General features: G+C 65.5%; 9 protein-coding genes. 4 read left to right on the forward strand and 5 right to left on the reverse strand.

Going from position 1 to position 6245, the window contains the following annotated elements; all coding sequences use genetic code 11:
- Window positions 1-96: 96 nt before the first annotated feature.
- The 3 genes from ftsY (at window position 97) to ACSLE4_RS09965 (ending at window position 2578) form a co-directional block, all read left to right on the forward strand.
- Window positions 97-1326, forward strand: coding sequence for a signal recognition particle-docking protein FtsY (ftsY, locus tag ACSLE4_RS09955; protein WP_435904303.1), 1230 nt, complete (start codon window positions 97-99; stop codon window positions 1324-1326).
- Window positions 1310-1912, forward strand: a complete 603-nt coding sequence (locus tag ACSLE4_RS09960) for a septation protein A (protein WP_435904304.1) — start codon at window positions 1310-1312, stop codon at window positions 1910-1912. Before ftsY ends, ACSLE4_RS09960 begins: the two co-directional genes overlap by 17 nt.
- Window positions 1913-2137: 225 nt before the next feature.
- On the forward strand, window positions 2138-2578 hold the full coding sequence (locus ACSLE4_RS09965) for a MarR family winged helix-turn-helix transcriptional regulator (protein ID WP_435904305.1): 441 nt from the start codon (window positions 2138-2140) through the stop codon (window positions 2576-2578).
- Here the strand turns inward: ACSLE4_RS09965 and ACSLE4_RS09970 are convergent.
- Genes ACSLE4_RS09970 through ccmA form a run of 5 tightly spaced genes read right to left on the reverse strand, consistent with a single transcriptional unit; the run spans window position 2575 to window position 5519 of the window.
- The gene (locus tag ACSLE4_RS09970; protein WP_435904306.1) at window positions 2575-3174 is read right to left on the reverse strand and encodes a DsbE family thiol:disulfide interchange protein; all 600 of its coding nucleotides are present in this window, start codon (window positions 3172-3174) and stop codon (window positions 2575-2577) included. The two genes, ACSLE4_RS09965 and ACSLE4_RS09970, sit on opposite strands and share 4 nt — an antisense overlap.
- Window positions 3171-3440 carry a heme exporter protein CcmD gene (ccmD, locus tag ACSLE4_RS09975; protein ID WP_435904307.1) on the reverse strand — a complete coding sequence of 90 codons (270 nt, stop codon included), beginning with the start codon at window positions 3438-3440 and terminating at the stop codon, window positions 3171-3173. The genes ACSLE4_RS09970 and ccmD overlap by 4 nt, the downstream gene beginning before the upstream one ends.
- A 9-nt stretch (window positions 3441-3449) precedes the next feature.
- A complete protein-coding gene (locus tag ACSLE4_RS09980) occupies window positions 3450-4187 on the reverse strand; it encodes a heme ABC transporter permease (RefSeq protein ID WP_435904308.1) in 738 nt (245 codons plus the stop codon).
- 43 nt (window positions 4188-4230) lie between these two features.
- Complete coding sequence (gene ccmB, locus ACSLE4_RS09985) at window positions 4231-4899, reverse strand: heme exporter protein CcmB (protein WP_435904309.1); 669 nt, start codon at window positions 4897-4899, stop codon at window positions 4231-4233.
- On the reverse strand, window positions 4896-5519 hold the full coding sequence (ccmA, locus tag ACSLE4_RS09990) for a heme ABC exporter ATP-binding protein CcmA (RefSeq protein WP_435904310.1): 624 nt from the start codon (window positions 5517-5519) through the stop codon (window positions 4896-4898). The genes ccmB and ccmA overlap by 4 nt, the downstream gene beginning before the upstream one ends.
- A 235-nt stretch (window positions 5520-5754) precedes the next feature.
- Between ccmA and ACSLE4_RS09995 the strand changes: the two genes are divergently transcribed.
- Window positions 5755-6245, forward strand: a 491-nt coding sequence (locus ACSLE4_RS09995; RefSeq protein ID WP_435904311.1) for an aconitase family protein, incomplete at its 3' end; no start/stop codon positions are given.

Below are 6245 nucleotides of genomic sequence, written 5' to 3' on the forward strand. Positions count from 1 at the left end.
GGTCAGGCTTGATCCGTGTGCGGCAGCGGCCGGCGCGCTGGTCGATGTGGTGGTCTCGGGCAATGACGGCGCCGCGCTGCTGGCGGAGGTCGGGCGATGACGGAAAGCAAGAGAGGATCGTTCTTCGACCGCCTCAGACGAGCCACCGCCGCTGATGCGGACGAGCCGGAGGAAGAGGCGGGCCCGATGTCGCCCGCGCCGAAGAAGAAAGAAGAAGACGATTCCAGACCGGAGCCTGCGAAGCCCGCGCCTCCGGCGCCGCCCCCTGAGGCACCCGAGCCGAACAAGGAACACGAGCGGGAGTCCGACGAGCAACCCGAGGAAGAGGCCGGGCCCACGGCGCCGGACCCCGACAAGGGGAAATCCCAAGCTTCAGCCGCGCAGAAACAGCGGAGCTGGTTTGCGCAACTCACGGCCGGGCTGTCCCGGACCTCGAACTCCCTCACCGAGAACCTCGCCGGCGTGCTGACCAAGCGGAAGCTCGACGCAGAGACCCTCGATGAGCTGGAAGAGGCGCTGATCAGAGCCGATCTCGGCGTGGCTATGGCCGAGCGGATCCGCGGCGCGATCGCCGGGGGCCGCTACGAAACAGGCCTGACGGAAGACGATGTTCGTGCGGTGCTGGCCGAGGAGGTGGCGCGGGTGCTTGCGCCGGTCGCCGAACCCTTCGCGCTCGACGAGAACGCCAAGCCGCATGTCATCTTGGTGGTCGGCGTGAACGGTACGGGCAAGACGACGACCATCGGCAAACTCGGGCATCAGTTCGCGCGCGACGGCAAGACCGTGATGCTGGCCGCCGCCGACACGTTTCGGGCCGCCGCCATCGATCAGCTCAAAGTTTGGGGCGCGCGCGCGGGCGCGGCCGTGGTCGCCAAGGATGTCGGCGCAGATCCCGCCGGTGTGGCCTACGAGGCGCTCGAGCGCGCGAAAGCAGAAGGCGCCGACGTACTCCTCATCGACACCGCCGGGCGCTTGCAGAACAAGGGCGACCTCATGGGCGAGCTCGCCAAGATCGTGCGCGTTCTGAAGAAGCTCGACGCGAACGCGCCGCACTCCGTGATGCTGGTGCTCGACGCCACCACGGGGCAGAACGCCATCAGCCAGGTGCAGACGTTCCAGGAGATCGCCGGCGTCACCAATCTCGTTGTGACCAAGCTCGACGGCACGGCGCGGGGCGGCATTCTCGTTGCTATCGCCGAACGCTTCGGCCTTCCCATCAACGCGGTCGGCGTCGGCGAGGGCATCGAGGACTTCGAGCCGTTCGACGCGCACGATTTCGCCCGTGCCATTGCCGGAGCCGGACGCGAGAATGACGTCGCAGCCTGAAGCCAACACCAAGCCGGAAAAGGACTCCGAGCAGTCCGTCGCCGCGAAGCTTCTCATCGAGCTCGGGCCGCTGCTCGTGTTCTTCGGGGTAAACGCCGCCTACGGTATCTTCGCCGGGACGGGCGCCTTCATGGCGGCGACGGTGCTGTCGCTCAGCCTGGCGTGGTGGCTCTATCACAAGGTCCCGGTGATGCCGCTGGTCAGCGCCGTCATCGTGCTCGCCTTCGGCGGGCTGACGCTCTACCTCCAGGACGACACTTTCATCAAGCTCAAGCCGACCATCGTCTATGCGATGTTCGCAATCCTGCTGCTCGCCGGGCTCTTCGCGCGCAAGCCGGTGCTGGCGCTTCTGTTCGGTCCGGTCTTCAATCTCACCGACGAAGGCTGGCGCAAGCTGACGCTGCGCTGGGCGGTGTTCTTCATCGCCATGGCCGTGCTCAACGAGTATGTGTGGCGAAACTATTCAACCGATACGTGGGTGAGCTTCAAAGCCTTCGGATTCTTGCCGATCACGTTCTTATTCGCCATGGCTCAAGTCCCCCTGATGCAACGCTATGGGCTGGCGGAAGACAAATCTCCTGACTAAAGGCGAATTGTTTAAGGTTACCAACAGTCTACATGTTATGTTCCACTTGTAGGCAGCGCTGGCGCCTCCGATATGCGGGACGAGGCGCCCATGATGGTGCTTCGAATCCCGCGCGCCGGCAAATTCCTTTGCAACCGGACGTTTGCTGATCGCGCTCACGAGTTGTAAAAGGAGCCTCGCAGCGCGCTCAACGGGCTGGAGCGGCTCAACATTGGCGGCGCTCAAATGATCGCAAAGGCTGGCAATTCCTTAAATCGCTCGGCGACCCACCTGTTGCATCGCGCGGGGCAACGCGCGGCGGATATCTATGCCGATGAGGTGCAGGGCGGCGGCTTGACGCCGAGGCAGTTCGCGGTGCTCACCGCGGTTTCTCAGCAAGAAGGGCTGACTCAGACCGATCTGGTGGAACGGACAGGCATCGATCGCTCGACCCTTGCGGATATCGTAGCCCGGCTCCTCAGCCGTGGGCTGATCCAGCGCCGCCGGGCCAAGGACGATGCCCGGGCCTACGCCATCAAACTGAGCGGACAAGGCGCCAAGGCCTTGCGCGACGCTCAGCCGGCCGCCGCCGCCGCCGACACCCGGCTGCTCGCCAGCCTGCCGCCGGCCAAGCGGCAGGACTTTCTCGAATCCCTCAATCTGATTGTCGAAGCCACCGAAGATTAGCCGGACGGCTTTCCGGGCTCCGGCCGCATCAACGGCAGGATCTTCGTGGTGACGGCCTCTTCGGTGAGAGGGCCCACATGGCGATAAGCAATCTTGCCGTCGCCAGAGATCACGTAGGTCTCCGGTACGCCATAGACGCCGAAGTCGATGGCGGTGCGGCCTGAGTTGTCGGTGCCCACCCGCGAGAACGGATTGCCGTAGCGGCCGAGAAAGCGCCGCGCCGAGGCGGGATCGTCCTTATAGTTGATGGCGTAGATGCGGATGCCGGGCTCCCCGGCCAGCGCCATGAGCATGGGATGCTCCTCCAGGCAGGGCACGCACCACGAGGCGAACACGTTGACAATCGTCGGTTTGCCGGTCGCGAGATCGGACGCGGCAAAGCCCTTCACCTCCTCGCCGCCGTCGCTTTTCAGCCCTTCGAGCGGCGGCAGGGCGAATTCCGGCACGGGCTTGCCGATCAGCGCCGACGGAAGTTTCGAAGGATCGCCGGTCTGCAGTGAGAACCAGAAGAGCCCGGCAAGTCCGGCGAAGATGGCGAAGGGCAGGATCACACCCCAGCGGCGTCTCGGTGCCTCTTGTGTCGCCGGCCCGCTCATGACGGCGTCTTCCGCTTGCGGGGCCGCGTCGTCTTGCTTTTGGCCGCCGGCTTCTTGGCGCTTGAGTGCGTCGTCGTTGGCGTCGCGGTCTTTGCCGTAGGCTTTGCGGCCGAGCGCCGCTTGATGCCTTGCCGCTCGAGCGCGGCGAGCAAATACCGCTGCTTGAGATCGTCGCCGACCGTGATCAGCACCAGCCCCGCGATGGCGACGGCGGTCACGCCATAGGCGGCGAGGATGAAGCTTGCGTGAGGGCCGAGGTCCAGCATGCGATGCTCTTAAGCCTCGGCCATCGCGGCGCGCGCGACTTGCGTTTGCTGCAGGGCGCGCACGCGGCGGCGCAAGATCTCGGCGCGCATGGCGATGAGATGCAGCAGCACGAACAGCGCCGTGAACGCCGCCGCCATGACGAGGAGGGGCGTGAGCAGCGAAGGATCGATGGTCGGCCCGCCGGCGCGGAACACGCTGGCCGGCTGGTGCAGGGTGTTCCACCAGTCCACGGAGAACTTGATGATCGGCACATTGACGGCGCCGACCAGCGCCAAGATTGCTGCGGCGCGTCCTGCTCGTCCCGGCTCCTCAATGGCCTGCCACAGGGCGATCAGTCCGAGATAGAGCAGGAACAGCACGAGCATGGAGGTGAGCCGCGCGTCCCACACCCAGTAGGTGCCCCACATGGGCTTGCCCCACAGCGAGCCGGTAACGAGTGCGATGAAAGTGAAGGTGGCGCCGATGGGGGCCGCGGTCTTGGCGGCGACGTCGGCCAGCGGATGCCGCCAGATCAGCGTGCCGAGCGCAGCGACGGCGATCACCGTATAACCGAACAGGGCGAGCCAGGCGGCGGGCACATGAATGAACATGATGCGCACCGTCTCGCCCTGCTGATAGTCGGGGGGCGCCACAAAAAATGAGAGATACAGCCCGGTTCCGAGCAGGATGATCGCCACTGCCGTGAGCCAGGGCGCGACGGCGCCGACGAGGCTCAGAAAGCGCGTGGGGTTGGCGAGGCTAATCATGGGGGCTGATCTAGTGGCTTTGGCTGTGAAGCGCAAATGAGGCCTATCGCAGCGCCGTGCGCAGCGCGGCTGCCGCGGCAAGGGGCGCGAGCACGATGCTGGCGAGGCTCAGTGCTGTGAGCATGAGGAAGGGCGGCCAGGGCGAACCGGGCCCGACAATGGCCGCCGAGACGGTCGAGACGCCGAAGATCAGCACGGGCACGTAGAGCGGCAGCACCAGGAGCCCCAGTAGGAGGCCGCTGCGCCGCACGCCCAGGGACAGACTCGCGCCGATCGCGGCGATGAAGCTCACGGCGGGGGTGCCGGCGAGCATGGCAAGCACCAGCAGCGGCATGGCGTCGAGCGGCAGGTTGAGCAACAGCCCCAGCACCGGCGCCAACAAGGCCAGCGGCACGCCGGTGGTGAGCCAGTGGGCGAGGGACTTGATCGCTGCGACCAGCGGCAGTGGCAACGGGCCGGTGGCGAGCACGTCGAGCGTGCCGTCCTCATAGTCGTTGTGAAAAATACGGTCCGCCGAGAGCAAGGTCGCGAGCAGGAGCGCCACCCACAACATGCCGGGTGCGACCCGGGCCAGGAGGTTGAGATCGGGTCCGAGCCCGAACGGGGTGATGACGACGACCACCAAATAGAAACCGAGCGCTACACCGATCGCGCCGCCTTCGCGCCAGGCGAGCTTTACGTCGCGGATAAGGAGGGCGAGGGCCGCACTCACGCGGCATGCTCCCGTCCAAGGGCGAGCTCTTGGGCGAACTTTGTCTTGAGCGGCACGTGGGTCGAGACGATCACGATGCCGTCCTGTTGCAGGTGATCGCGGATCGCCGCGTCGAGCTTTGAGACCGAGGCCGTATCGAGCGAGACGGACGGCTCGTCCAGCAGCCAGATGGGGCGCGGGGCCGCGAACAGGCGCGACAAGGCGAGCTTTCTCTTCTGACCGGCCGACAGCAGCCCGGCCGAGATATCGGCAAGCGGGGCAAGGCCAAAAGCGCCGAGCGCGCCGTCCAGATCGCCGTCGCCCAGGAAATCGGCCCAAAAGGCGAGGTTCTCCCGGACGCTCAGGGCGTTCTTGGCCGCGTTCAGGTGGCCGACATAGTGGCAAAGCTCGGCAACAGGCGTGGCCGCTTCGGTGCCGGCGGCGGAAAATCGTCCCGCCGCGAGCGGCAGGAGCCCGGCAATTTGGCGCAACAGGCTCGTCTTGCCGGTGCCGTTCGGTCCGCTCACCAGAAGCGCCTGGCCGGGGCCGAGCGCAAAGCTCAAGCCCTCGAACAGCGTCCGTCCGCCCCGCTCACAGGCGATGTCGCGGGCCTCGAAGCTGACGGAGAAGGGGGGTTGCATGGGGCTTTTTTGCGCAAAGTTCAGGCAGGTGGGGCGGGACAACGGGCTCAGACGCGTCTCTTCGCGTCATTGTCTCGTTGCCGCAAGGGCTTTTATAGTGGGCCGAGAGCACCGCATCCAAAAGCCAAGAACGCCTGGCGCGGGAAGGATGACCGCTTCTCGCGGATAATTGGCTGCGTCTTTACATGCTCGATTTGCTGGGACCTGCCCGTTTCGGGCTGCGAAGGAGATTTCATTGACATCGGCGGTTTCGACCTCGCTCGACAGCTTCAAGTGCCGGCGCACGCTCAAAGTCGGCAAACGCGACTACGATTATTTCGATCTGAAGGAGGCTGAGAAGTCGGGGCTCGACGGCATTGGCCGCTTGCCCTTCTCGCTCAAGGTGCTGCTGGAGAACCTGCTGCGCCATGAAGATGGCCGCAGCGTCACATCCGACGATATCCGCGCCATCGCCGATTGGCTCAAGGAGAAGAAAAGCGACAAGGAGATCGCCTTTCGCCCAGCACGCGTGCTGATGCAGGACTTCACCGGCGTGCCCGCCGTGGTCGATCTCGCGGCCATGCGCGACGCGGTCACCGCGCTTGGCGGCGATCCCCACAAGATCAATCCGCTCGCCCCGGTCGATCTCGTCATCGACCACTCGGTGATGGTGGACGCGTTCGGCTCCGGCGCGGCGTTCCAGTTCAACGTCGATAAGGAATATGAGCGGAACAGCGAGCGATACGC

The organism is Methyloceanibacter sp. (assembly GCF_051306395.1).
Lineage (GTDB): Bacteria > Pseudomonadota > Alphaproteobacteria > Rhizobiales > Methyloligellaceae > Methyloceanibacter.

Coding starts and splice junctions, on each gene's coding strand:
- ftsY (WP_435904303.1), top strand. CDS start 97: ATGACGGAAAGCAAGAGAGGATCGTTCTTCGACCGCCTCAGACGAGCC.
- ACSLE4_RS09960 (WP_435904304.1), top strand. CDS start 1,310: ATGACGTCGCAGCCTGAAGCCAACACCAAGCCGGAAAAGGACTCCGAG.
- ACSLE4_RS09965 (WP_435904305.1), top strand. CDS start 2,138: ATGATCGCAAAGGCTGGCAATTCCTTAAATCGCTCGGCGACCCACCTG.
- ACSLE4_RS09970 (WP_435904306.1), bottom strand. CDS start 3,174: ATGAGCGGGCCGGCGACACAAGAGGCACCGAGACGCCGCTGGGGTGTG.
- ccmD (WP_435904307.1), bottom strand. CDS start 3,440: ATGCTGGACCTCGGCCCTCACGCAAGCTTCATCCTCGCCGCCTATGGC.
- ACSLE4_RS09980 (WP_435904308.1), bottom strand. CDS start 4,187: ATGATTAGCCTCGCCAACCCCACGCGCTTTCTGAGCCTCGTCGGCGCC.
- ccmA (WP_435904310.1), bottom strand. CDS start 5,519: ATGCAACCCCCCTTCTCCGTCAGCTTCGAGGCCCGCGACATCGCCTGT.